25 protein-coding genes and 1 pseudogene are annotated in these 20,415 nt (G+C 64.9%); 5 read left to right on the forward strand and 21 right to left on the reverse strand.

The window, feature by feature from the left end:
* Positions 1-126 precede the first annotated feature (126 nt).
* From SPR01S_RS21875 to SPR01S_RS21710, 13 genes are all read right to left on the reverse strand, one after another.
* On the reverse strand, positions 127-300 hold the full coding sequence (locus SPR01S_RS21875; RefSeq protein WP_169803463.1) for a hypothetical protein: 174 nt from the start codon (positions 298-300) through the stop codon (positions 127-129).
* A gap of 93 nt (positions 301-393) precedes the next feature.
* Positions 394-801, reverse strand: a complete 408-nt coding sequence (locus tag SPR01S_RS17485; protein ID WP_066591836.1) for a SufE family protein — start codon at positions 799-801, stop codon at positions 394-396.
* A gap of 144 nt (positions 802-945) precedes the next feature.
* Entirely contained in the window at positions 946-1,194 is a 249-nt protein-coding gene (locus tag SPR01S_RS17490) for a hypothetical protein (RefSeq protein ID WP_066591875.1), read from the reverse strand.
* Between the two features lie 35 nt (positions 1,195-1,229).
* Positions 1,230-1,499: a hypothetical protein gene (locus tag SPR01S_RS17495; RefSeq protein ID WP_066591837.1), complete on the reverse strand. Its 270-nt coding sequence runs from the start codon at positions 1,497-1,499 to the stop codon at positions 1,230-1,232.
* A gap of 27 nt (positions 1,500-1,526) precedes the next feature.
* The gene (locus tag SPR01S_RS22135; protein ID WP_281178798.1) at positions 1,527-1,655 is read right to left on the reverse strand and encodes a hypothetical protein; all 129 of its coding nucleotides are present in this window, start codon (positions 1,653-1,655) and stop codon (positions 1,527-1,529) included.
* A gap of 23 nt (positions 1,656-1,678) precedes the next feature.
* Complete coding sequence (locus SPR01S_RS17500; protein WP_066591839.1) at positions 1,679-1,954, reverse strand: hypothetical protein; 276 nt, start codon at positions 1,952-1,954, stop codon at positions 1,679-1,681.
* A gap of 12 nt (positions 1,955-1,966) precedes the next feature.
* Positions 1,967-2,167 carry a hypothetical protein gene (locus SPR01S_RS17505; protein ID WP_245662084.1) on the reverse strand — a complete coding sequence of 67 codons (201 nt, stop codon included), beginning with the start codon at positions 2,165-2,167 and terminating at the stop codon, positions 1,967-1,969.
* 104 nt (positions 2,168-2,271) lie between these two features.
* A complete protein-coding gene (locus SPR01S_RS17510) occupies positions 2,272-2,589 on the reverse strand; it encodes a hypothetical protein (protein ID WP_439646753.1) in 318 nt (105 codons plus the stop codon).
* A 27-nt stretch (positions 2,590-2,616) separates the two neighbouring features.
* Positions 2,617-2,877 carry a hypothetical protein gene (locus SPR01S_RS17515; protein ID WP_169803464.1) on the reverse strand — a complete coding sequence of 87 codons (261 nt, stop codon included), beginning with the start codon at positions 2,875-2,877 and terminating at the stop codon, positions 2,617-2,619.
* 30 nt (positions 2,878-2,907) lie between these two features.
* Positions 2,908-3,285: an envelope stress response membrane protein PspC gene (gene pspC, locus SPR01S_RS17520; protein WP_066591847.1), complete on the reverse strand. Its 378-nt coding sequence runs from the start codon at positions 3,283-3,285 to the stop codon at positions 2,908-2,910.
* A 1-nt stretch (position 3,286) separates the two neighbouring features.
* On the reverse strand, positions 3,287-3,556 hold the full coding sequence (gene pspB / locus SPR01S_RS17525; RefSeq protein ID WP_066591848.1) for an envelope stress response membrane protein PspB: 270 nt from the start codon (positions 3,554-3,556) through the stop codon (positions 3,287-3,289).
* A gap of 11 nt (positions 3,557-3,567) precedes the next feature.
* On the reverse strand, positions 3,568-4,233 hold the full coding sequence (gene pspA / locus SPR01S_RS17530) for a phage shock protein PspA (RefSeq protein ID WP_066591849.1): 666 nt from the start codon (positions 4,231-4,233) through the stop codon (positions 3,568-3,570).
* Between the two features lie 92 nt (positions 4,234-4,325).
* Complete coding sequence (locus SPR01S_RS21710) at positions 4,326-4,475, reverse strand: hypothetical protein (protein ID WP_157082329.1); 150 nt, start codon at positions 4,473-4,475, stop codon at positions 4,326-4,328.
* A gap of 170 nt (positions 4,476-4,645) precedes the next feature.
* Here SPR01S_RS21710 and pspF point away from each other — a divergent pair, with 170 nt between their 5' ends.
* Together pspF and SPR01S_RS17540 are read left to right on the forward strand one after the other, a co-directional pair.
* The gene (gene pspF / locus SPR01S_RS17535; RefSeq protein WP_066591851.1) at positions 4,646-5,656 is read left to right on the forward strand and encodes a phage shock protein operon transcriptional activator; all 1,011 of its coding nucleotides are present in this window, start codon (positions 4,646-4,648) and stop codon (positions 5,654-5,656) included.
* Positions 5,657-5,777: 121 nt separating this feature from the next.
* Positions 5,778-6,383 (forward strand): superoxide dismutase, encoded by a 606-nt coding sequence (locus tag SPR01S_RS17540; RefSeq protein WP_066591857.1) that lies wholly within the window; start codon positions 5,778-5,780, stop codon positions 6,381-6,383.
* A 6-nt stretch (positions 6,384-6,389) separates the two neighbouring features.
* Here the strand turns inward: SPR01S_RS17540 and SPR01S_RS17545 are convergent, their stop codons facing one another.
* From SPR01S_RS17545 to mtaB, 7 genes are all read right to left on the reverse strand, one after another.
* Positions 6,390-7,016, reverse strand: coding sequence for a hypothetical protein (locus SPR01S_RS17545; RefSeq protein ID WP_157082330.1), 627 nt, complete (start codon positions 7,014-7,016; stop codon positions 6,390-6,392).
* A gap of 295 nt (positions 7,017-7,311) precedes the next feature.
* Complete coding sequence (locus tag SPR01S_RS17550) at positions 7,312-11,328, reverse strand: non-ribosomal peptide synthetase (RefSeq protein WP_066591861.1); 4,017 nt, start codon at positions 11,326-11,328, stop codon at positions 7,312-7,314.
* Positions 11,329-11,403: 75 nt separating this feature from the next.
* Complete coding sequence (locus tag SPR01S_RS17555) at positions 11,404-12,321, reverse strand: cation diffusion facilitator family transporter (protein WP_439646754.1); 918 nt, start codon at positions 12,319-12,321, stop codon at positions 11,404-11,406.
* Between the two features lie 72 nt (positions 12,322-12,393).
* Positions 12,394-12,696, reverse strand: coding sequence for a hypothetical protein (locus SPR01S_RS17560; RefSeq protein ID WP_066591864.1), 303 nt, complete (start codon positions 12,694-12,696; stop codon positions 12,394-12,396).
* Between the two features lie 135 nt (positions 12,697-12,831).
* Complete coding sequence (locus SPR01S_RS17565; protein WP_066591865.1) at positions 12,832-13,530, reverse strand: inner membrane-spanning protein YciB; 699 nt, start codon at positions 13,528-13,530, stop codon at positions 12,832-12,834.
* Positions 13,527-14,462, reverse strand: a complete 936-nt coding sequence (ftsY, locus tag SPR01S_RS17570) for a signal recognition particle-docking protein FtsY (protein WP_066591867.1) — start codon at positions 14,460-14,462, stop codon at positions 13,527-13,529. The genes SPR01S_RS17565 and ftsY overlap by 4 nt, the downstream gene beginning before the upstream one ends.
* The gene (gene mtaB / locus SPR01S_RS17575; protein WP_084251276.1) at positions 14,459-15,727 is read right to left on the reverse strand and encodes a tRNA (N(6)-L-threonylcarbamoyladenosine(37)-C(2))-methylthiotransferase MtaB; all 1,269 of its coding nucleotides are present in this window, start codon (positions 15,725-15,727) and stop codon (positions 14,459-14,461) included. The genes ftsY and mtaB overlap by 4 nt, the downstream gene beginning before the upstream one ends.
* Here mtaB and SPR01S_RS17580 point away from each other — a divergent pair.
* Positions 15,726-16,304, forward strand: a complete 579-nt coding sequence (locus SPR01S_RS17580) for a DUF924 family protein (RefSeq protein ID WP_066591868.1) — start codon at positions 15,726-15,728, stop codon at positions 16,302-16,304. The genes mtaB and SPR01S_RS17580 overlap by 2 nt on opposite strands.
* Here the strand turns inward: SPR01S_RS17580 and SPR01S_RS17585 are convergent.
* Positions 16,279-17,889 (reverse strand): putative bifunctional diguanylate cyclase/phosphodiesterase, encoded by a 1,611-nt coding sequence (locus tag SPR01S_RS17585; RefSeq protein WP_066591870.1) that lies wholly within the window; start codon positions 17,887-17,889, stop codon positions 16,279-16,281. The genes SPR01S_RS17580 and SPR01S_RS17585 overlap by 26 nt on opposite strands.
* 247 nt (positions 17,890-18,136) lie before the next feature.
* Here SPR01S_RS17585 and ffh point away from each other — a divergent pair, with 247 nt between their 5' ends.
* Positions 18,137-19,627, forward strand: a complete 1,491-nt coding sequence (gene ffh, locus SPR01S_RS17590) for a signal recognition particle protein (protein WP_066591872.1) — start codon at positions 18,137-18,139, stop codon at positions 19,625-19,627.
* 73 nt (positions 19,628-19,700) lie between these two features.
* A pseudogene (rpsP, locus tag SPR01S_RS17595) lies at positions 19,701-20,150 on the forward strand (30S ribosomal protein S16); the annotation flags it as partial.
* Between the last annotated feature and the right edge of the window lie 265 nt (positions 20,151-20,415).

Consider the following 20,415-nt stretch of genomic DNA (forward strand, 5'->3'; position numbering starts at 1 on the left):
TCGCGCAGCGATGGTGGAGGGGGCCCGCGATGCGGTTGCCACATGCGTGCGGCTAGTTTGTGGTGTACCCCCTCCACCACGCGGCTCACGCCGCGCGGTCCCCCTCCTCGTGCCGGGGAGGAGTTATCACCCCGCCAACACCTTCTCCGCCACTTCCTCCATGCTGCCGACGACAAGCAGCGAGTCGCCGCCGACCAGGCCGACCTTGGTCTGGCCGTTCTCGTCCGCCCGCAGATAGGCGATGTTCGCCGCGACCACGAGATAATCGCCGCCGCGCGACTTGAGCAGAATGAACTTCACGATCGACCTCCAGGGATTCCCGGGCGGCCTAGATCGTTTTCATTGATAATCCGTCACGAAGATCCGAACGGTGCGAAACCCGGCTTGCGGCTTTCAGGCCGCGTACCGTCCCGCGGTCGCCTTGATCAGAGCGATCATGTTGGGGATGCCTTGCGTCCGGTTCGAGCTCAACTGATTGCGCAGGTCGAACGGCGCCAGCGCGGCATCGATATCGGTCACCAGGATCTCGGCGGGCTGGCGGTCCTGGACCGTCAGCAGCACGAGCGCGATGATCCCCTTGGTGATCGCGGCGTTCGAATCCGCCAGGAAATGGAGCGCGCCGTCGTCGCGGAGCGTGGGATAGACCCAGACCGACGCCGAACATCCCCGCACCAGCGTCGCGTCGGTCTTGAGCGCGTCGGGCATCGGCTCGAGCGCGCGGCCGAGATCGATCAACAGGCGATAGCGATCGTCGGCGTCGAGAAATTCATATTCGTCCTGCAGGTCGGAAAGGGTCGTCATGGTCGCGCTATAGCGCGCCGTCCGCCCAATCCAACCGTCACTCTGAGCTTGGCTCAGAACCCGAAGTCCTCGCCGCAGACATCGGCGGCGCCTCCATCGGACCCCGGGCCCTGAGCCAAGCTCAGAGCGGCGGGGGAGCGGACCTCAGAGGTCCACTCCCGAAGCGATCGCCTCGAGCTTGCGGATCCGCTCCTTGAGGTCAGCGATCTCGATCCGCGCGCTGGCATTGGGCAAGGTCGGGCCGTCATGTCCGCCATGATCGGCATAAGCGTTGATCTCGCGCTCCTTGAGCGCCAGCCATCCGCGCCAACCGGCGAGCGAAGCCATGCAGATCATGCCCAGGCCGGCCAGGCCGGCGCCTGCCATGGTGAAATACAGATTGGGGTCGGTCATCATTGACGTCTCCATTCGATTATCGCCGACCGCCCTCAGCGGTCGCGGTTGCGCAGCGATTCGATCTCGCGGTCGAGATTGGCGCTGCTGCTGTTGGTGTCGGTGATCACCCGCTCGAGGACGGCTATGCGGTCCTTGAGTTTGGTGATCTCATTGCGAAGCTGGCGATTTTCCTCGCCCAGGCTCGGGTCTCGCAGGCTGTATTCGTTACCGTGCGTGTCGCGGCCGACACCCATCTTTGCACGGATGATGCTGCCGATGGTGACGATCAGGACGATGCCGATGACCATTTCGAAGGGGTTCATCTGGGGAGGCTCCCGACAGGCGTTGGATTATTCGGCGGGCTGCATGCCGGCCTGGCGCATGGCGCGGCGGCGTGGCCGGTCGACCCGCTCGGCGAGCCAGACACCGATGCCGGTGGGGATCGCCAGGATCACGACGAAGATTGCTAAGCCGATCATTGTTCTTGTCCTATTCTGTCTGTTCAGTTCAGCGGCTTGGGCTCGTCGCCCCGCAGCTTGTCGATTTCATCGGCGACCGCGATGCCGCGGTCGGTCGCGATCCGCTCCAGCACGCGCACCCGTTGTTCCAGGCGCTCGGTCTGGGCGGCATATTGCGCCGCCTTTTCGGCGACCTTGTCGGCTTCGAGTTCGAGCTGGCGCTCCTTCAGCTTCAGCCAGGGGCGGACGAAGACGCCGCCGAAGATCGCGAGCAGGCCGCAGCTGATGCCCAGGATCGGAATGAGGAGGGGATTGATCATCGTCTTGGCTCCTCAGTTCAGCGGCTGCGCGTCGCGCAGCTTTTCTATTTCTTCGGCAACATCCAGGCCGCGGTCGGTGACGATCCGTTCCATGACACGCATCCGCTGTTCGAGCCGTTCGGTCTGGGCGGCATATTGCGCGGCCTTCTCGGCGGCCTGGGCGTTGAGCGCCTCGGCCATCTTCTCGCGGTGTTGCGTCCAGGTCTTGAGCATCTCGCTGCCGATGCCGAGCGCGGCGGGGATACCCACGACCACCAGGGCAAGCATGAAGATGGTGAAGCCGTTAGTGGCGAAAAAATCGGTCATCTCGTGCTTCCTCAGTCGCGGTTGCGGAGTTCGTCGATCTCTCGAGCGACGCGCTCACCGGGATCCGTTGCAATGCGTTCGAGGACGCGCAGGCGCTCCTCCAGGCGGCCGATCTGGCTGACGAGCTTGTCATTCTCGTTCGACAGCAGCTCGATCTTGCGCTGCGCTTCCAGGTCGCCACTGGTATCCACGAAGCCCCGGCGCATCGCGCGGCGGTTATTGCGGTCTTCCAGCGGATAGCCGTGCTTTGCCTTGATCGACATCTTGATGATGCCGCCGATCGTCGCGATTGCGATGATCATCAGGACGAAGATCTGACCTTTATCCACGTTCGTTCTCCTCGGTGGGCCTGCGCTTCAGCGCAGGCCTTCGATCTCGTGGGCCAGCCGCTTGGGCTGGTCGGTGACAATCGCTTCGAGCACTGCCAGGCGCTTCCGCATTTCCGCGGTTTCCCGCTGCTGATGGAGAAGTTCAGGCGACGGTCCGACCGGTGCGGCTTGCGCCTTGAGCGCCTTCTTCACCTTGCGATTGGCGAACCACTGGATGGACAGCGTCGCACTTGCTCCGAACAGCGTGCCCATCAGCCCGCCGACGATTAGAAAAGGTGTCGGGTCCATTATTCTTATCCCCTATTTCCAGCGGCCGGCTCAGCGCAGGGCGTCGATCTCGTCGGCCAGGCGGGTGTTGCGGCTGGTGTAGAGCGTCTCGATGTCGGCGAGCCGGCGGTCGAGATCGCGGAACTTGGAGCGGACCTCGGCGGTCGAGCGGCTCGGGTTCGAGCGCACGCCTTGCCAGAACTTCGCGTCCTCGGCGTCCTCGTACAGGCCGAACGGCTTGCACGGCGCCAGCCAGGCGGTGATGAAATAGGCAGGAATGACCCAGCCCGAAGTCACCAGCGAGAGGATGACGGTCCCGACCCGGACGACGGTGACGTCGATCCCCGTATAGTCGGCAATACCGGCACAGACACCCAGGAACTTCTTGTTCTGCTTGTCCAGGTAGAATTTGGTGCGGCTAGCGGACATCTTAGTTGCTCCGTGAAGCGATTTGGTCGGCCGGTTCGGCGAGCGGCATGCTCGCTTTCCAGTCGGGATGGTCGGCAGCGACGATGCGCTCGACCGTCGAAACGCGATCCTCGAGGCGGCGGGCGAGCGAGTAGAGCTCATCCAGCAGTTTCTCGTCCTCGTTGGTGATCTTCGGCGCCTGGCGCCACTTGGTCACGTAGTGGAGGATGATCCACGGGAGCCCGATGAAGAGCATCCCCACGATCGCGACCGGTAGAAGGAATTCTTCCATCGCTCAGGTCCTTATTTTTTGTTGAGCCGGGCCTTGAGCGCTTCGAGCTCGGCATCGACCTTTTCGGCTGCCTTCAGCTCGGCGATCTCTTCCTCGAGCGTCTTGGGCAGTCCGCCCAGGTTGAGCGCCTCCGCGCGGCCCTCGGCCAGGTCGACGCGGCGTTCGAGCACGTCGAAGCGCGAGAAAGCGTCCTGCGTGCGGCCGGCCGAATAGACCTCGCGGATCTTGAACTTGTTGTTCGCGCTTTCCAGCCGGGTGGCGATCGAGGACTGGCGGTTGCGCGCCTCGCTCAGCTTCTTCTGAAGCTTGGCGATATCCTCTTCCGAACCCCGCAGCGCCTCGTCGAGCACGCTGATCTGCTGACTGAGCTCGACGACCATGTCGGTCGCCTTCTGGCGCTCGACCAGGGCCGCCTTGGCCAGATCCTCGCGATCCTTCGACAGCGCCAGTTCGGCCTTCTCGGTCCAGCTTTCCTCGAGCTGGCTGAGCTTGGCGATATGGCGGCGCATCTCCTTCTGGTCGGCGATGGTGCGCGCGGCAGAGGCGCGAACCTCGACCAGCGTCTCTTCCATCTCCAGGATGATCATGCGGATCATCTTCGCCGGATCTTCCGCCTTGTCCAAAAGGTCGGTGAAGTTGGCGGCGATGATGTCGCGGGTTCGCGAAAAAATGCCCATGTTGGTGTTACTCCTCGGATGTACGCTTTACTCGGATTGGTGGGACCGCCGAGGCGGGAAGCAAGGGGGAAACCCGCCCCGGCGGTTGTCCGTCACGCCTTCAGCGCGACGGGAACCTGCGGAGCCGGATTGGCCTGCGCCAGGCCCGGGCCGACGGCCGCGAGCATCAGCGCCGAACCGCAAGCGAAGGTGCTGGCGACCACCACCAAAGTGCGACCCAGACCATTAGAAACCGACTGCATTGTTCTTACTCCCTAGTGTTTCGTGCCGGTCAACCGGCGATGCTGGAAGTATTGCAGGGGGCGTGCCAATTCCGAAAAACGGCGGAAATCTGCGGTTTTCGTTCTGGAAAGAGGTGAGGTTGGCAATTTCCACTTGCCAATGATTGGGAAAATACACCAAGTCGTGGGGCATGGAACGGACGACGCAGGTTATCGGGCAATCGGGGCCCTTTCTCGATGCGCTGGAACGCGCCAGTCGCGCCGCCGCGCTCGACCGTCCGGTATTGGTGATCGGTGAACGCGGGACCGGCAAGGAGCTGGTCGCCGAGCGCCTCCACCGGCTCAGCCCGCGTTGGGACCAGGCGCTGATCATCATGAATTGCGCGGCGTTGCCCGAGACGCTGATCGAAGCGGAATTGTTCGGCCACGAAGCGGGCGCGTTCACGGGCGCGACCAAGGCGAGGGCAGGGCGGTTCGAGGAAGCCGATGGCGGCACTTTGTTCCTGGATGAACTCGGCACGCTAAGTATGGCCGCGCAGGAGCGGTTGCTGCGCGCGGTCGAATATGGCGAGGTCACCCGGATCGGCGCGTCGCATCCGATCCGAGTGGATGTCCGCATCGTCGCGGCGACCAACGAGCATCTGCCGGACAAGGTCGAGCGCAATGAGTTTCGCGCCGATCTGCTGGACAGGTTGAGTTTCGAGGTGGTGACCCTGCCGCCGTTGCGCGCGCGACCGGGGGACGTTCCGGTGCTGGCCGAGCATTTCGGGCGGCGCATGGCCGCCGAAATGAACCGCGACTGGCACGGCTTCTCGCCCGAGGCGCTCGACTCGCTGATCGACTATCGCTGGCCGGGCAACGTGCGCGAGCTTCGCAACGTGGTCGAACGTGCGGTCTATCGCTGGGAACATGATGGGCCGATCGCGCATATCGAATTCGACCCGTTCCAGTCACCGCATCGTCCGGGCAGCAGCAGCACGCAGCCGGCGCCGATGGTCGATCATGTCGCCCCGCCGCCGCCGCCGCCGGGCGAGAGCGAGCCGGCCGATTTCAAGAGCCGGGTCGCGCGGTTCGAACGCGACGTGCTGACCAAGGCGCTTGCCGCCAATCGCTTCAACCAGCGTCAGACGGCGGACGCTTTGGGGCTGAGTTACGACCAGCTGCGCCACGCTTTGCGCCGCCACGATCTGTTGCCGGGATAGAAAGCGTGCGCCGGGCGACGGAATCGCTTGCGCAACGAGTTCGCTGGACCCATTTGGCGGGCATGGGCGTTCGGCATCCGACGTCCCCTTTAGAGCCGTTCAAAGAAGGAGGAGCTTCCCCATGGCTTTCGAACTCCCGCCGCTTCCTTATGGATATGAATCGCTGGCGCCGACGATCAGCGAAGAAACCATGAAGTATCACCACGACAAGCATCACAAGGCGTATACCGACAATCTGAATGCCGGGATCGCCGAGAGCGGGCTCGAGGGAAAGTCGATCGAGGACATCCTGGCCAGTGCATCGACGGCGTCGGCCAAGGTACGCAACAATGGTGGCGGCTATTGGAACCATGACTTCTTCTGGAAGATCATGGCGCCCGGTGGCGGTCAGCCGTCGGGCAAGCTGGCCAACGCGATCGCCGAGTTCGGCGGCCTCGACAAACTCAAGGAAGAGTTCAACGCCAAGGGCGCCGGACAGTTCGGCTCGGGTTGGGCCTGGCTGATCGCCGACGCGTCGGGCAAGCTCAAGGTTACCTCGACTCCGAACCAGGACAATCCGCTCATGGACGTCGTTGCCGATCGCGGCACGCCGATCCTGGGCAACGACGTCTGGGAGCACGCTTATTATCTGACCTACCGCAACGACCGCGGGGGCTATTTGAAAGCGTGGTGGGACGTCGTGAACTGGAACGAGGCTGGCCGGATTTACGACAGCGTCGGCGGCTGATCGCCGCTACGATCGAACGATGGAGGGCTCCGCCCTGGCGGGGCCCTTTTTCGTTGCTACCGGCACCCGTTCGGCCGGCGCAAGACCGACGGAGGCGCACAGCTCGCGCGCGATCCGGCGATAGAACAGACAGACATCGTCCAGATCGCCGCGCGTCACGTTCACGTCCTGGCCGACCATCACGCGATCGAGCGGTGCATTGCAGCCTGTCCGCGCAGGCCATCCGACCGTCATCGCTATCCCGTCGCGACGATCGCCGCGTCCGACACGCCCGCCGCAATGGAACAGGCAGTCGCGCGACCGCCCCAGCGCGCGCAACCGGTCTCCGTCATGGTTCGGCAGCGATTTCGCGGCGCAATAGGTGGACAGCTTGTTCGCGGTGTTGTGCTGTCCAGGCCTCACGGGCAGTCCTTCCGCGCTCGAGGCGGCGTCGATCAACAGGTTGAGGAAACGGTCGAGCTCGCGCAGCCCGTTGCCGATAACCTTGGCGCGATAGCGGCCGGCGATCGCGAGCGATCGAGTCTCGGTGTCGTGCGCGACCGGCGCCCGCAGACAGCCGCCCAGGAAATCCGCCCCGCGGAACAATGTGGCGGCGGCATGCTGCATCTCGTCGGTGACGGCGCCGGGTGGCATGCGCGTTAGGCTTGATGGTTCGTCGGCGCGCGCCATCAGGCCGAAAACGACGCGGATACGAGATAGGGCGGCATTCGCCCGAGCCCGACAGCATCGAGACAGGGCTGCGTAAGCTCGTGAATCACGTCCATGGCACCGCTTCGGCTGATGTAAGCGGGAGCGCGCCGGTCTCTCAGCTGCTGGCGCCTACGGACGGAAAACCAGCAGTCGCATGCCAATACACGTCCCGGCCCTAAATACCTAGCGTGCCCGCTTCCTTGCGAAGCCGGGGGGGGCAGCGGCTGCTGCAGGGACGTTACGCCGCCACCGGCAGTTCGTGACCCATCACACGGGTAGGTACGCCCTGATAGCGCAGGCCCGGCAGCAGGTGTTCGTGCTTCATCACCACGCTATGGGCGCCGACATAGGTGTTCTCGCCGATCACGGCGCCGTACAGCGGCACCGTCGCCGCGGCCACGGTTGCGCCGGCTCCGATCGTCACCCTGTCGACCTTCAACACGCGATCCTCGAACGTATGCGCCTGGAACATCGCGGTGACGGTCGCACCATCGCCGATCCGGATCATGTCGGGGTCGACGACCTGGGCGAATTGCGGTCCTAGCACCGCACGCTTGCCGATCCTGAGACCCATGGCACGAAGATAAGCGGGCAGGAGGAAGGTGCCTTCCAGCCCTTGCAGGAGCAAAGTCGCATATTTCGCCCAGGCGACGTACACGAAGTCCCAGCGGCTGCACCAGCACGACCACAAGGCATGGTGCCCGGGTTTGACCCGGCCGATCAGCATCCATTTCAACGCAAGCACCGTCGCGCACAAGGCGACGAGCGGTATTAGTGCGGCGAGCGGGATCACCACGAGCTGATAGACGATCGGTGGGGCCGATTCCTCATCGACCATGATCGTGTACCACAAAAGGGTCAGCATGAGCGGCACCACCGGCAGCGCGAAGCGCAGCAGTTCCCAGAACAGCCGGTTGAGGTAGCGGATCGCCGACGGATCGTGCGTGAGCCGGCGGTCTGCCTCGACGATCTCGCGCCGCGGCAAATCGAAGCTGGGATGACCGAAGCGAGATTGGCCCTGCTCGATCAGCGACGAATCCGCGACTGTGCCGATCCCGATCAGGATGTCGTCGGGCAAGGTCTCGCCCGCCGGGATGACGGCATGGTTGCCGAGAAAGGTGTTGCGTCCGAGCCGGACCGGGGCGAGCCGAACGCTGCCCTGGCGGACCTCGGCGCCACCCAGATAGATGCCGTCGGCGAAGAAGGTTTCCTCACCGATCGTGATCAGTTCGGGCACGACGTCGAGGATCGTGCTGATCTCGCATTTGGCGCCGATATCCATGCCGGCGAGCCGCAGCCATTTCGACCAGAATAACGTTCCGCTCAGCCATTCGCCTGCCGTGTGGAGCATGCCGGTCTTGATCCAGACGCGGATATAAGCAGCGCTCCAACGGCCGATCGTGCCGGCGCGGACGCGGCCCATCAGCCGGAACATGAGTGCGGTCCAAACCAGGGTCAGCGGTATGCTGACCACCGTCAATCCGATCACGACCATCGCGGTGCGCGACGCGAACACCGGATGGTACATCCAGCGCCAGATCTGACCGAACCCCACACCCGATAACCGGCATGCGGCGAGCGTCAGCACTTCGGCGGGGAGCGCCGCGATCATCGCTGCGGCACCTTCGGCCAGCATCAGCAACAGGCTGTGCCGCCACGGTTTCATTTGCCGCGAATGTATCGGGAGGGCCGGGGCAGGGGCCACCACGCCGGTATGGCCGGCGGGCACGCCATCCCAGATCTCTCCCGCCGGGATCGTGCCGCCGGCATTGAGCACCGACAAAGCGGTAAGCACGCTGCCCGTGCCGATCCTGCAACCGCCTTCGACACCGGCGCGCACCATCATCGTCGCGCCGTCCTCCAGCGTGACCGACCCGACCACGATGTCGCCGCGATCGAGCTCGACCAAGCCGATATGCGCGTCTTGTCCGATCGCGACGTCGTCGCCGATCTCAAGCAGATCCCAGCCGCCCCGCCGCAGGTCGACGCCGCGATGCAAGTGGACGCGCCGTCCGATCTTCGCGCCGAGCGCCCGCAACGCCATTTGCTGGAAGACCGTTCCTTGCAGCATCGGCCAGGGGATCAGGCGGGCCGCCTGGCAGACGATCCAGTGGCGGAGATAATAGGGACTCCAGACCGGCGCACGGATCGGACGATATTTGCCGATCACCAGTCTTTTCACCGCGACGGCGAAAGCGATCGACAGCGGGATGTAGAGCACAGCCGCCGCCAGCGCGAGCAAGGGCGCGAGCAGGATGAAGGCGGGCAGGCCAAGGTCGCCGAAGATCGGGGGAAGCAGGATGAAGGCGGCGAACCAGGTCGCCCAGGCACCGACAAGCAATTGACCGCTGAGCCAGGCTATCTGCACGATATTGGCGAGCAATGGGCGAGCCTCGCCCTCGCGGAGCAGCGGCGGCTCGTCCGACGCATCGGCAAAGGCCGGAATGCGCTCGGCGAGCTTAGCCAGCCCGCGCACGGTACGCGCATCATAGATGTCGCTCACCGTGATCCATTCGGTGTGATGATGGTCCCGGAGCAATGTGACCAGCATCGCCGCGCTCAGCGAATCGCCCCCAAGATCCTCGAAGAAATCGGCATCGACCGAAACTCCACCGGGCCGCTTGAGGATGTCGGCCATGCCGTCCGCAAGCAAGCGCTCCAGGTCGTTCTGGGGTGCAACGATCCCGCCCGTTTCATGCTCCGTCGAGACCGGCATCTCCGGCAGCGCGGCGCGATCGATCTTGCCGCCGACCGTGGTCGGAATTTCGGCGATCGTCGCGATGTCGCGCGGGACCATGTAGCGCGGCAGTGTTGTGGCAAGTTGCGCTTTCAACGTGTCGCCACGCGGCGGGTTCGCCGGGTCTTCGGGGACGATATAGGCGATCAATTCCTGCGCGCCACGATGGTCCTGCACCCGGCATCCGGCCGCGCGCACCCCGGGCAAGGCCGCCAGCCGCGCCTCGATCTCGGCCAGTTCGACGCGATAGCCGCGCAGTTTGACCTGGGCGTCGATCCGCCCGTGATAGAAGAAGTCGCCATCGGCCTCGCGATGGACGAGATCGCCGGTGCGATAGATCCGCCCGAATTCGGGATGCTCGATGAACTTCTCGGCGGTGAGGTCTGGGCGATGGCGATAACCGCGTGCGACGCCCGCGCCGCCGATGCATAGCTCGCCGCGTTCGCCATCGGCGACCGGCTGCAATTCCTCGTCGAGCGCCCAGGCCGCCATGCTCGCGATCGGTTTGCCGATCGTGATCGGCAGCCCCGCGGCGATGTCGCCGCGCAGGCACGTGACGGCGCATTCGGTGGGACCATAGCCGTTGACCAGCCGTCGCCCCTGTGACCACAGATCGGCGATGTCACGTGGCAGCGCTTCGCCGCCGACATAGAGCAGTTTGAGGTCGGGCAGTTCGCGCGCGGGATCGCTGCAGCCGCTGCTGCGCAACAAGGTCGGGGGTGGGCAGAACACCGTCGCATGCTCGTCGCGCAACCAGCGCACGATGTCCGGCCCCAGCCGGGCCGCGGCGTCGTCCATCACGACCAGGGTGGCGCCGGAGGCAAAAGCGAGCCAAGTTTCCTCGAGCGAGGAATCATAGGCGGCGGACGAGCCCTGGATTACCCGATCGCTCGCGCTCAACGCGAACTCGGTCAGATCGGAAGCAACCAGGTTGGCGATGTTACAATGCTCGATCAACACGCCTTTGGGGCGCCCGGTCGTGCCCGATGTGTAGATGACATAGGCCAGCCGTTCGGGTTGCAGATCTGCAGGGAGCGTGACGGGCGGTGGGTCGGCGGCGAGCAGCGCTGCTGCGTCGAACAAACGCACCGGTAGGTCGAGCGCGCCGAGGCGCGCCATGCCCTCGCGATCGGTCAGCATCGCGACGGGGGCGGCGTCTTCGACGATCTCGCGCATGCGATTGTCGGGAAAGGACGGGTCGAGGCAGGTGAATGCCGCGCCCGCTTTCATCGTCGCGATCTGCGCGACGTAGAGCAAGGGCGACGTGCGCGGCAGCAGCAGGGCCACGATCGCCTCGTCCGATACGAGCGGCGCCAGATGGCGGGCCAGGCGATCGGAGCGATCCGCCAATTCCCGATACGTCATGATCTGGCGCGTCTCGCGGCCGCGACCCGGCGGAATGTCGATCGCGGCATGGTCGGGTTGAGCCACGACTACGGGCTCGAGAAAATGGTGCAGCAACAAGGGCGCCGGGCTCAAAGCCTGCGCTGTGGACAAGACGGGGTCTTCGAGTGCCATGAAATCGCCCCTAGCGAGGCTTTGATCCACGTCAATCGCATGCGCCCTATTCGGGTAGCGCACCTGTGGACAGGATTACGTGCTGGCCAGCCCGCGAGTCTCGCCGAACTTCATGCCGGCATCTTCGTGCGGCCGGATATAAACCCGATAGATACTGGGAAATTCCGCCTGAAGGTCGCGTTCGATGGCGTCGATGATCCGTTCGACATCGCCGGCATTCAGGCGGTTGTCGAAATCGACATTGACCGCGGCGACGATCTGCTCGGGCGCGTTGTGGATGGTCATGATCTCGCCCACGCCGGTAATCCCTTCGCGCGTCGTGGCGCGGCGGATACCGGCGATCAGCTCGGGATCGGCGGCCTCGCCGATCAGCAAGCCCTTGGCCTCACGCGCCAGGAAGAGCGCGACGACGCCGAGCAACACCCCGATCAGAACCGAGGCTACCCCGTCGAATCGCGGGTCGCCGGTCACTTGCGACAGCGCCAGCCCGACCGCCGCGATCAGGATGCCCGCCATCGCCGCGCCATTCTCCAGCAACACGATCACCGTGGTCGCGTCCTTGGTCGAGATCAGCGCCTGCAGCCACGACTGGTCGCCCCGCGCGGCGTCGAATTCGCGGAATGCAGCAACCGTCGACCCGCCTTCCAGCGCGAACGCGATCGCCAGCACGCCATAGGCGATCAGCGGAGAAACCGCGGGCTCCGGTTCGAGGAAGTGCAGAACGCCTTCGTACACTGACACGCCCGCGCCCAGCGCGAACACTAGCAAGGCCACGACGAAGCTCCAGAAATAGAGTTCGCGGCCATATCCCGCCGGGTGGAGCGCGTCGGCCGGCTTCGCGGCGCGCTTCTGGCCGTACATCAGCAGCAATTGGTTGGTCGAATCGACCAGGCTGTGCACGCCTTCGGTCAGCATCGCCGACGAGCCCGTAATCGCCGCCGCGACGAACTTGGCCACCGCAATGCCGACATTTGCGGCCAGCGCAATGATCAATACTCTATTATTTTCCGCTTTCATGAACTGCGCCTAAGCATGAAGCGATCGGCCGGGCCAGTCCCGTGCCGATCATTTCCGTGCGGCGGCATTCAGTCGCCGTCGATTGGCACGGACCTTTCGCCGATAGAGGCGCACGGCGCGCTCGGCACCTTGCAACGGCGTCAGCGACAGCCCGCCGGCGACCAACGACGCCTGCAATTCGATCGCGGCGGAGATCTTTTCGGACGTCATCAGCGATGCTTCGGCCAGCGTGCCGTCGCCGCGTGCGATTTCGGCGAGACGCAGGCCGACGACTGCCGATGCTTCCCACGCCAATGCCCAGCTATCGAACGCCAGGCCGCTCCACGCCGACAATGGGGAGCGCGCGGTCAAGAGCGTCCCGCCGTCAGGTTGCGGTGTGACGCGTCGCGTCGGGCTTCGATATGCATGAAAATGGCTCCTCCAATCGACCTAGAACGGCGCGGAGCGCGGCAGCGTTCCTGCCCGGCAAACTTAATTGCCGTTTCGTCACTCGGGCGGGAGTTCCTTGGCCGCCGCGTCGCCGACTTCGCTCATCAGGCCGTGCTTCATCATCATCGGCACGTTGGCGAGCGCGAAGATGAAGGTGAGGGGGATCGCACCCCAAAGCTTGAACGCGGTCCAGAAATCGAAACTGGTCGAACGCCAGACGAGCTCGTTGAGGATCGCCATTCCGAGAAAGAAAAGCGCCCAGTTGCGCGTGACTTTCTGCCAACCGAGCGGCGACAGGCCGGGATAAGCCGTGCCGAGCAATTGCTCGAGCAAGGGCTTGCCCGTCAGCAGGCCGAAACCGAGGATCGCCGCGAATACGGCATAGACGAAAGTCGGCTTCATCTGGATGAATTTGGGATCGTGGAAATAGATGGTCAGCCCACCGAACACGAGCACCAGTGCGCCCGAAATCCACAGCATCGGCGAGATACTTCCGAGTTTCACCCGCGATACGATCAATGCGACCACGGTCGCCAGCATGAAGGCCGCCGTCGCGACGATCGCGCGCGACACGACGAGCGCGGACATCTGGTCGAGGTCCGACAGCGAATGGCTGAGGCTCGAAACGAGCTTCATCGTCAGTGCCTGCGGGGCAAGGAAATTGACCAGGAAAAAGATCACCAGCGGCGCATAATCGATCGCCAGGCGGAGGCCCGCGGTCCCGTTCGTGCCCGCGTTCTTGTTCATCGTACTCATCGCACCAGCTCCTCGACGCCCGCGATGATCCGGGCGACTTCCTTGGGGTCGAAGGGGCGCAAGTCGCTCAGCGTCTCGCCCACCCCGATGGCGTGGATCGGCAGGCCGAATTGCTCGGCGGCCGCGACCAGTACGCCGCCGCGCGCGGTGCCGTCGAGCTTGGTCATGACCAGCCCGGTCACACCCGCGACTTCCTTGAAAATCTCGATCTGGCTTAGCGCGTTCTGGCCGGTAGTGGCGTCGAGCACCAGGATCACGTCGTGCGGCGACGCCGGGTCGATGCGCCCGAGCACGCGGCGGATCTTGGCCAGCTCGTCCATCAGCTCGCGCTTGTTCTGCAGGCGCCCTGCAGTGTCGACGATCAGCGCGTCGATGCCTTTTTCGGTCGCCTGCTTGACACCCTCGAACACGATGCCCGCGGCATCGCCGCCTTCGGCACCGCGCACGATCGGAACGCCGACGCGCTCGGCCCAGGTCGCGAGCTGGCCGATCGCCGCCGCGCGAAACGTATCGCCCGCCGCCAGCATGACGCCGTAATCCTGCTCGACGAGCCAATGCGCGAGCTTGGCGATGGTGGTGGTCTTGCCCGATCCGTTGACGCCGATCACCAGGATGACCTGCGGTCGCGGAAACGCTTCGATCTCGAGCGGTTTGGCGACTTTCTCGAGCACCTTCTCGATTTCCTCGGCGACGATCAGGCGGATGCCGAGTTCCTCCATGCCGCGTTCGAAACTGCCCTCCGCGAGCCGGTCGCGGATGCGCTTGGCGGTGGCAGGGCCGAGGTCGGAGGCGATCAGCGCTTCCTCGATATCGTCGAGCGTAGCGTCGTCGAGCCGCGCGGTGCCGAGACCGGCCAGGTTGCCGACCAGACGGTCGGAGGTGCGCTTGAACCCGCCGAGCAGGCGCTGGTGCCAGGATGGGGTGGTGCTCATGCGGTTACGGCCATTTCTCTTTCTTCGTCACCCGCGCTTTCGCGGGGATGCCGGATATGGGCTGGGTCGATTACGATCGGCAAGATGGAGCCCACCGGATGGCGGCTCCCCAGCGCGAAATCGGCGAAGCTAGCGCTATGCCCGCGGTCGCCAGGCGCTTCGACCAGTATCTCTTGCGTCGTGCCGATCAGGCTGTCGAGCCACCGCGCCTTGCGCTTCGCTGCCGCCTCTCGCAGGCACGCGGCGCGCTCGCGGCGCAGGTCCAACTCGACTTGCGGCATCCGTGCGGCCGGCGTCCCGGCGCGCGGGCTGAAGGGAAAGATATGGGCGTGGACGATGTCGCAATCGTCGATCAGCGCCAGGCTGTTCGCCGCCATCGCCGCATCCTCGGTCGGGAAGCCTGCGATCAGGTCGGCGCCGATCGCGATCTCCGGCCGCGCGGTCTTGAGGCGCTCGACCAGCCGCACCGCATCCGCACGCATGTGGCGGCGCTTCATCCGCTTGAGGATCATGTCGTCGCCTGCCTGGAGTGACAGATGCAGATGCGGCATCACCCGCGCTTCCTGCGTCAGCAGCTCGAACAGGCGGTCGTCGATCTCCGGCGCGTCGATCGAGGACAGGCGCAGCCGCCGAAGGGCAGGGACCCGCGCCAGGATACGCTCGATCAGACTGCCCAGCGTCGGGCTGCCGGGCAGATCGTGTCCGTAACTCGTCAGGTCGACCCCGGTCAGCACGACCTCGTTCTTGCCCGCCGCGACCACGCGCTCGATCGCCTCGATCACCGCGCCGGCGGGCGCCGAGCGGCTCGGTCCGCGTCCGAACGGGATCGCGCAGAAGGTGCAGCGATGGTCGCAGCCATTCTGCACCTCGACGAACGCACGCGCCTGGTCGACCGCAATCGCCAGATGCGGCGCGATCTCGGTCAGGCGCGCCATGTCGCCGACGATCAGCGCGTCGCTCGACGCCCAGGCTTCGGGCAGCAATTTCTCGCCATTGCCGATCACGCGATCGACCTCGGGCATGGCGGCGAAACTTGCCGGATCGATCTGCGCCGCGCAGCCGGTGACCGCGAGCATCGCCCCGGGTCGGGCGCGGCGGGCGCGGCGGATCGCGGTGCGGGTCTGCTTCACGGCGCTATTGGTTACCGCGCAGCTATTGATCACCACGACATCGCGCCCGTCCAGCATGCGCTGGATCGTCTCGCTTTCTGCGATGTTGAGACGACACCCGAGACTGATTACCTCGGGCTGCGGAAGGGAAGACATGGGCGACGATCTAGGAGCGAAGCGCAGGGAAGTCCACGACGAGGCGGCGCATGTCCTCCACTTCTGGTTCGAGGAACTGAGCGAGGAACAGCATTGGGTCAAGTCGATCACGCTCGACGAGGCGATCGCGGAACGGTTCGGATCGCTCCGGCTGAACGTTGTGGAGAATTCGGCTCGGGGATGGCGCGGCACCCCCGATACCTTGCTTGCTGCGATCATCCTGACCGACCAGTTTTCGCGCAATATGTTCCGCGACGAGGGCGCGGCGTTCGAGCATGACGAATTGGCCCGCGAACTGACGCTATATGGGCTTTTGCGCGGGTTCGATCGCAGATTGCCGAGGGAGCGCTGCGCCTTCCTCTACATGCCGCTGATGCATGCCGAGGATCCGGATTTGCAGCGGCTCAGCATCGAGCGCTTCACCGCGCTCGGCGACGAGCATAATCTGGGCTTCGCGCATGATCACGCCGCGGTGATCGAGCGGTTCGGGCGCTTCCCGTCGCGTAACCGGGCATTGGGTCGACGCTCGACCGTGATCGAGCGCGAATATCTCAGCCAGCCAGGCGTCGGCTGGTAGCGGGATCAGACTCTGCGATGACCTCGGCGGCATCGGGCGCGATCAGCAAGCGGCGCTCTGCGAGCAGGCGACGCGCGCTGCCGGCCGTCAACGGGCGCCCATAGACATAGCCCTGTCCGCGCGCGCAACCCAGGCTACGCAGGCGCTCCTCGATCGCCTTGTCCTCGATCCCTTCCGCGGTGATCGGCAAATTGAGGCTCTCGCCGAGGCCGACGATCGCGTTGACGATCGCAGCACTCTCGGGATTCTGATGGACCGACATGACGAAGCTCCGGTCGATCTTGATGCGGTCGAACGGCAGCGCGCGAAGATGCGCGAGACTGGAATAGCCGGTGCCGAAATCGTCGAGCGCGAGCTTGATGCCCTGGTTCTTCAGGCTGGCGACGATCGACTGCGCCATCGCCAGATTGTCGAACAGCGCGCTTTCGGTGATCTCGATCTCCAGCCGGCTCGGCGCGAAGCCGGTTTCGGTGAGCAGCTTGATGATCTTTTGCGCGAGCCAGGGATCCTTGAGCTGCCACGGCGAGATGTTGACCGACAATTGCAGCTGCGGATGCCAGTCGCGCGCGGACAGGAATGCCTGGCGCATCAACGACAGCGACAGATCCGCGATCATGCCGGTTTCCTCGGCGATCGGGATGAACTGGTCGGGGATCATCACGCCGCGCTGCGGATGTTCCCAGCGCGCCAGCACTTCGAATCCGGTCAGACGTCCGGTCACCAGGTCGATCTGCTGCTCGAAATAAGGGACGATCTCGCCGCGCGGAATGGCGACGCGAAGCGAACTCTCGAGTTCGTTACGCGACTGGAGCTCGCGCTCCATCGAGATGTCGAACCAGGCGTGGCGGTTACGCCCGGCATTCTTGGCCGCGTACATCGCGATGTCACCCGAACGGAGCAAGGCATCGATCGTCGCCGCGTCGCGATCGCTGCGGGCTATGCCGATCGAGCAGCTGACGTGAAGATGGCGTCCCTCGACATAAAAGGGCTGGCTCATCCGCGACACGAGCCGTTCGGCGACGCGCTCGACGCTGTCGGGGTTCTGCGGGTCGAACAGCATGGCGCAGGCGAATTCGTCGCCGCCGAACCGCGCGACCAGCGCGCTTTCCGGCAACGCGGCCGCCATCTCGTCCGCCACGGCGCGAAGCAGCGCGTCGCCGACGGTATGACCATGCATGTCGTTGACCGTCTTGAAATGGTCGAGGTCGAGCATCATCAGCGCCATCGCCTTGTGACGGCGGTCGGCGCGGATCAGCATTGCGGCGCCTTCCTCGGCCAGGCTGCGGCGATTGAGGAAGCCGGTGAGCGGATCCTTCGATGCCAGGACGTTGGCGCGTTCCTCCGCCGCGGCACGTACCGTGACTTCGTTGGCCAGGTCGCGATGGCGACGCCAGCCGAACAGGATCAGCGCCACGTTGAGGAGGAGAGCGATGATCAGCGTCTGGTTGGTGCCGCCGTCATGGTGCATCCAATTGCTCAGCACCATCGACAACACTTGGCTGCCGGTACCGATGAACATCAGGATCGCGGCGACCGTGATCGCGCCGCTCAACAGCTCGCGCCGGGCCGCTGCCGGTTCGCTCATGCCCCAAATCCCCTTCTTCGAGACCGCGCGTCCGCGGCTCTATCCAGCGCCGTTGATGGCATCGCGAGGTCAAGAAGATGTTAAAGGGGGTGCCGCCCGCTTGCCTTTTTCAGGTCGAGCCGTTATCGGGCCGGCACCGTTCCCTTTGCGAACGCGACAAGGAGCACCCATGTGGTGACGCCGGCCGACGAGGTTTCGTCCGCCGGCGCTTTGTGCGTTTTGGGGTTCGGATGGGAGTTTTGATTTTATGTTCGACAGCCTGAGCGATCGTCTTGGCGGCGTATTCGACCGGTTGCGCGGCCGTGGCGCGCTGACCGAGGCGGATGTGCGCGCGGCGATGCGCGAAGTGCGCGTCGCGCTGCTCGAGGCGGACGTCGCTCTGCCGGTGGCGCGCGATTTCGTCGACAAGATCACCGAACAGGCGGTCGGCCAGCAAGTGCTGCGGTCGATCACGCCAGGGCAGCAGGTCGTCAAGATCGTCCATGACGGGCTGGTCGAGATGCTCGGCGCCGACGAGAGCGAGCTCAACCTTGGCGTGACGCCGCCGGCGGTCATCATGATGGTCGGGCTTCAGGGCTCGGGCAAGACGACGACGACGGCCAAGATCGCCAAGCGGCTGACCAGCGGGCAGGGCGGGCGCGATCGCAAGAAGGTGCTGATGGCGTCGCTCGACGTCAATCGCCCCGCCGCGCAGGAGCAGCTGGCGATTCTCGGCGAGCAGACCGACGTCGCGACGCTGCCGATCGTTCAGGGGCAGCAGCCGGTCGATATCGCGCGGCGCGCCCTCCAGGCGGCGAAGCTCCAGGGCTACGACGTGCTGATGCTCGATACCGCGGGTCGCCTGCACGTCGACCAGGGCCTGATGGACGAGATGAAGGCGGTCGCGGATATCGCGAAGCCGCAGGAAATCCTGCTCGTCGTTGACAGCCTGACCGGTCAGGACGCGGTCAACGTCGCGCGTTCGTTCTCCGACCAGGTGCCGCTGACCGGCGTCGTGCTGACCCGGATGGACGGCGATGCGCGAGGTGGTGCCGCGCTGTCGATGCGCGCGGTCACCGGCAAGCCGATCAAATTCGCAGGCACCGGCGAAAAGCTCGACGCGATCGAGGGCTTCCACCCGAGCCGGGTCGCGGGCCGTATCCTCGGCATGGGCGACGTCGTCAGCCTGGTCGAGCGCGCCGCCGAATCGATCCAGCAGGAAGATGCCGAGCGCATGGCGCAGCGGCTGTCCAAGGGTCAGTTCGACATGAACGACCTGCGCGGCCAGCTGCAGCAGATGAAGAAGATGGGCGGCGTCGGCGCACTGGCCGGGATGATCCCCGGCATGAAGAAGGCGCAGGCCGCGGTCGACCAGGCCGGGGGCGACAAGGTGCTGGTGCGGATGGACGCGATCATCACCTCGATGACGCCCAAGGAACGGTCCAAGCCCGAACTCCTCAACGCCAAGCGCAAGATCCGCATCGCCAACGGCTCGGGGACGACCGTCCAGGAAGTCAACAAGCTGATCAAGATGCACCAGGAAATGGCCACTGCGATGAAGCGCATCAAGAAGATGGGCGGCCTCAAGGGCATGATGGCGATGCTCGGCAAGGGCGGCCTCGGCGGTTTGGGCAACGCGATGGGCGGTCCTGAGCTCGGCGACGCGATGAACCAGATGGGTGGGCTGCCCGGCCTGCCCGGCACCGGGGCCAAGCTGCCGCCGGGGTTCCAGAATTTCATGAACGTGAAGAAGAAGTGACGGCGACGCCGTCATCCCGGCGCAGGCCGGAGTCCAATTAAATCAGAAGCTTGAAGAAGGAAGTACAACTACCATGGCACTGAGCATTCGTCTTTCGCGCGGCGGTTCCAAGAAGCGCCCCTATTATCGTATCGTCGTGGCCGATGCGCGCAGCCCGCGTGACGGCAAGTTCATCGAGAAGATCGGCAACTACAACCCGCTGCTCGCCAAGGACGACGAGAAGCGCGTCGTGCTCGACGCCGACCGTGCCAAGCATTGGCTGAGCGTCGGTGCGCAGCCGACCGACCGCGTCGCCCGTTTCCTCGACGTCGCCGGCGTCAAGGAGCGTGCGGCCCGCAACAACCCGAAGAAGGGTGAGCCGGGCGAGAAGGCCAAGGAGCGCCTCGAAGAGCGTGCGTCGAAGGCCGCCGAGGCTGCCGAAGCCGCCGAAGCCGCCAATCAGGCCGAAGCCGAGGCGGTGATGGCTGCCGAAGTCGAAGCCGCGACCGAAGAGCCGACGCCCGAGGCGGAAGCCGTCGCCGAAGCGGTCGCAGAGGAAACGCCGCCGGTCGAAGTGGCCGCTGAGGAAGCGCCTGCTGCTGAGGAAGCTCCTGCTGCCGAAACCGCTGCCGAGGAAGCGCCTGCCAATGAAGCGACGCCCGACAGCGACGCCGGTGACACCGGCGCCGATGAGGCCAAGAGCGCCGAAGCTCCGGCCGAGGGCTGATAGCCGTGTCCCCCTCCCGCTTGCGGGAGGGGCTAGGGGAGGGCATGTCGACTGCGATGCCGCAAAAAACAGACCCTCCCCC

It is taken from the genome of Sphingomonas pruni NBRC 15498 (assembly GCF_001598455.1).
Classification (GTDB): Bacteria; Pseudomonadota; Alphaproteobacteria; order Sphingomonadales; family Sphingomonadaceae; genus Sphingomonas; species Sphingomonas pruni.

Excerpts from the sequence above, each read along its gene's own strand:
- SPR01S_RS17485 (WP_066591836.1), bottom strand. The coding sequence starts at position 801 with ATGACGACCCTTTCCGACCTGCAGGACGAATATGAATTTCTCGACGCC.
- SPR01S_RS17490 (WP_066591875.1), bottom strand. The coding sequence starts at position 1,194 with ATGACCGACCCCAATCTGTATTTCACCATGGCAGGCGCCGGCCTGGCC.
- SPR01S_RS17495 (WP_066591837.1), bottom strand. The coding sequence starts at position 1,499 with ATGAACCCCTTCGAAATGGTCATCGGCATCGTCCTGATCGTCACCATC.
- SPR01S_RS22135 (WP_281178798.1), bottom strand. The coding sequence starts at position 1,655 with ATGATCGGCTTAGCAATCTTCGTCGTGATCCTGGCGATCCCCACCGGC.
- SPR01S_RS17500 (WP_066591839.1), bottom strand. The coding sequence starts at position 1,954 with ATGATCAATCCCCTCCTCATTCCGATCCTGGGCATCAGCTGCGGCCTG.
- SPR01S_RS17505 (WP_245662084.1), bottom strand. The coding sequence starts at position 2,167 with ATGCTCAAGACCTGGACGCAACACCGCGAGAAGATGGCCGAGGCGCTC.
- SPR01S_RS17515 (WP_169803464.1), bottom strand. The coding sequence starts at position 2,877 with ATGGACCCGACACCTTTTCTAATCGTCGGCGGGCTGATGGGCACGCTG.
- pspC (WP_066591847.1), bottom strand. The coding sequence starts at position 3,285 with ATGTCCGCTAGCCGCACCAAATTCTACCTGGACAAGCAGAACAAGAAG.
- pspB (WP_066591848.1), bottom strand. The coding sequence starts at position 3,556 with ATGGAAGAATTCCTTCTACCGGTCGCGATCGTGGGGATGCTCTTCATC.
- pspA (WP_066591849.1), bottom strand. The coding sequence starts at position 4,233 with ATGGGCATTTTTTCGCGAACCCGCGACATCATCGCCGCCAACTTCACC.
- SPR01S_RS21710 (WP_157082329.1), bottom strand. The coding sequence starts at position 4,475 with ATGCAGTCGGTTTCTAATGGTCTGGGTCGCACTTTGGTGGTGGTCGCC.
- pspF (WP_066591851.1), top strand. The coding sequence starts at position 4,646 with ATGGAACGGACGACGCAGGTTATCGGGCAATCGGGGCCCTTTCTCGAT.
- SPR01S_RS17540 (WP_066591857.1), top strand. The coding sequence starts at position 5,778 with ATGGCTTTCGAACTCCCGCCGCTTCCTTATGGATATGAATCGCTGGCG.
- SPR01S_RS17545 (WP_157082330.1), bottom strand. The coding sequence starts at position 7,016 with ATGCCACCCGGCGCCGTCACCGACGAGATGCAGCATGCCGCCGCCACA.
- SPR01S_RS17550 (WP_066591861.1), bottom strand. The coding sequence starts at position 11,328 with ATGGCACTCGAAGACCCCGTCTTGTCCACAGCGCAGGCTTTGAGCCCG.
- SPR01S_RS17565 (WP_066591865.1), bottom strand. The coding sequence starts at position 13,530 with ATGAGTACGATGAACAAGAACGCGGGCACGAACGGGACCGCGGGCCTC.
- ftsY (WP_066591867.1), bottom strand. The coding sequence starts at position 14,462 with ATGAGCACCACCCCATCCTGGCACCAGCGCCTGCTCGGCGGGTTCAAG.
- SPR01S_RS17580 (WP_066591868.1), top strand. The coding sequence starts at position 15,726 with ATGGGCGACGATCTAGGAGCGAAGCGCAGGGAAGTCCACGACGAGGCG.
- mtaB (WP_084251276.1), bottom strand. The coding sequence starts at position 15,727 with ATGTCTTCCCTTCCGCAGCCCGAGGTAATCAGTCTCGGGTGTCGTCTC.
- SPR01S_RS17585 (WP_066591870.1), bottom strand. The coding sequence starts at position 17,889 with ATGAGCGAACCGGCAGCGGCCCGGCGCGAGCTGTTGAGCGGCGCGATC.
- ffh (WP_066591872.1), top strand. The coding sequence starts at position 18,137 with ATGTTCGACAGCCTGAGCGATCGTCTTGGCGGCGTATTCGACCGGTTG.